At 48.9% G+C, this 1611-nt stretch carries 1 protein-coding gene; it reads left to right on the top strand.

Going from position 1 to position 1611, the window contains the following annotated elements:
* Window positions 1–166 precede the first annotated feature (166 nt).
* Window positions 167–1435 carry a 3-isopropylmalate dehydratase large subunit gene (locus tag WA010_RS11410; RefSeq protein ID WP_422557237.1) on the top strand — a complete coding sequence of 423 codons (1269 nt, stop codon included), beginning with the start codon at window positions 167–169 and terminating at the stop codon, window positions 1433–1435.
* Window positions 1436–1611 lie beyond the last annotated feature (176 nt).

Raw genomic sequence — 1611 nt, 5'->3', positions numbered from 1 at the left:
CTGAGTGTTGAAGGTAAAACGAAAACCTATACAGCGGGTCAAAAAGTTACCTGTTATGATTGTCATAACGGGCCTAGCGGTGATTAAATCTATATAATGATCTCGAAACGCTAAGGGTCAGTATGGTATAATCGCGCCATTATTTAGCCCTTAAAAGGTAACTCTTATGCGCCAAACCATTACTGAAAAAATCTTCTCCGAGCACGTCGGACGTACCGTTTACGCGGGTGAGATCGTCCGATCACCTATCGATATGGTCATCGGAAACGACATCACTACCCCTATCTCGATCAAAGCGTTCGAAGATTCGGGTGCCACTGCGCTCGCTAATCCTGATGGGTTCTCCATCGTCCTCGATCACTTCATCCCCGCCAAAGATATTGCTTCGGCAAACCAAGCGCGCATCAGCCGTGATTTCGCTAAAAAACATCAAATGAAAAACTTTTTTGATGAAAAAGATATGGGTATCGAACACGCTCTTCTCCCTGAAAAAGGGTTGGTTGTTCCGGGTGACGTCATCATCGGTGCCGACTCCCACACCTGTACCCACGGAGCACTGGGAGCTTTCTCTACGGGGATGGGTTCGACCGATTTGGCATTTGCGATGGTAACCGGAGGGAACTGGTTTAAAGTTCCTGAGTCGATCAAAGTCGTCCTCAGCGGCAAACCGGGCAAATACACGACAGGTAAAGATGTCATCCTCGAAGTGATCCGCATGATCGGAGTTGATGGGGCGCTCTACCGTACCCTCGAATTTGTCGGAAGCACCATCCCTCACCTCACCATGGATGATCGATTTTCAATGTGTAACATGGCAATCGAAGCGGGAGCGAAAAGCGGTATCGTTGCGTACGATGAGATCACGGCAGAATTCCTGGCCGATAAACCTCTCGCACGGGAACCGAAAATTCACTATTCCGATGAAGACGCAACCTACGTTCAGGTGCTCGAAATCGATGTGGCTAATCTCGAACCGGTTATCGCCTATCCGTTCTTGCCATCCAACGGACACAGCCTCTCTCAAGCGGTCAGTGACCAAATCAAAGTCGATCAAGCATTCATCGGCAGCTGCACAAACGGACGATTGAGTGATCTTAAAATCGCTGCTGAAATCCTAGAGGGTAAACGTGTTCATCCGGATGTCCGTCTTATCGTCACCCCAGGGACACAACGTATCGCACGCGAAGCGACGAAACTCGGCTACATGGACATCATCATCGATGCGGGCGGTGTTGTCTCTAACCCGACCTGCGGTGCGTGTTTAGGTGGATATATGGGGATTTTAGGGGACAACGAAGTAGCCGTTGCGACAACCAATCGTAACTTCGTAGGACGTATGGGTTCACGCTCTTCCAAAGTCTATCTCGCCAACTCTGCCGTGGCTGCTGCATCAGCAATCACGGGCTATATCACTGATCCTGCAACTATAAATTAAGATCTTCTATTAGCGATATTTCTCTTCGATCCCCACAAGGGTTCGATAGAGCTTAGCCCCCTCTTCTTTTTCCCCTTTTTCATACACCTTTTTTCCATCATGGGCAAAAAACGTCAACTCTAACGGAGCACTGCGATCGCCTGAAGCGAGTATAGCAATATCATCGGGGGAGATGG

Origin of the sequence: Sulfuricurvum sp. (assembly GCF_049305995.1) — a bacterium.
GTDB lineage: Bacteria > Campylobacterota > Campylobacteria > Campylobacterales > Sulfurimonadaceae > Sulfuricurvum.
The sequence above is the reverse complement of the archived record's forward strand: the minus strand, read 5'-3'. Positions and strand labels throughout refer to the sequence as shown.

Coding starts and splice junctions, on each gene's coding strand:
- WA010_RS11410 (WP_422557237.1), top strand. CDS start 167: ATGCGCCAAACCATTACTGAAAAAATCTTCTCCGAGCACGTCGGACGT.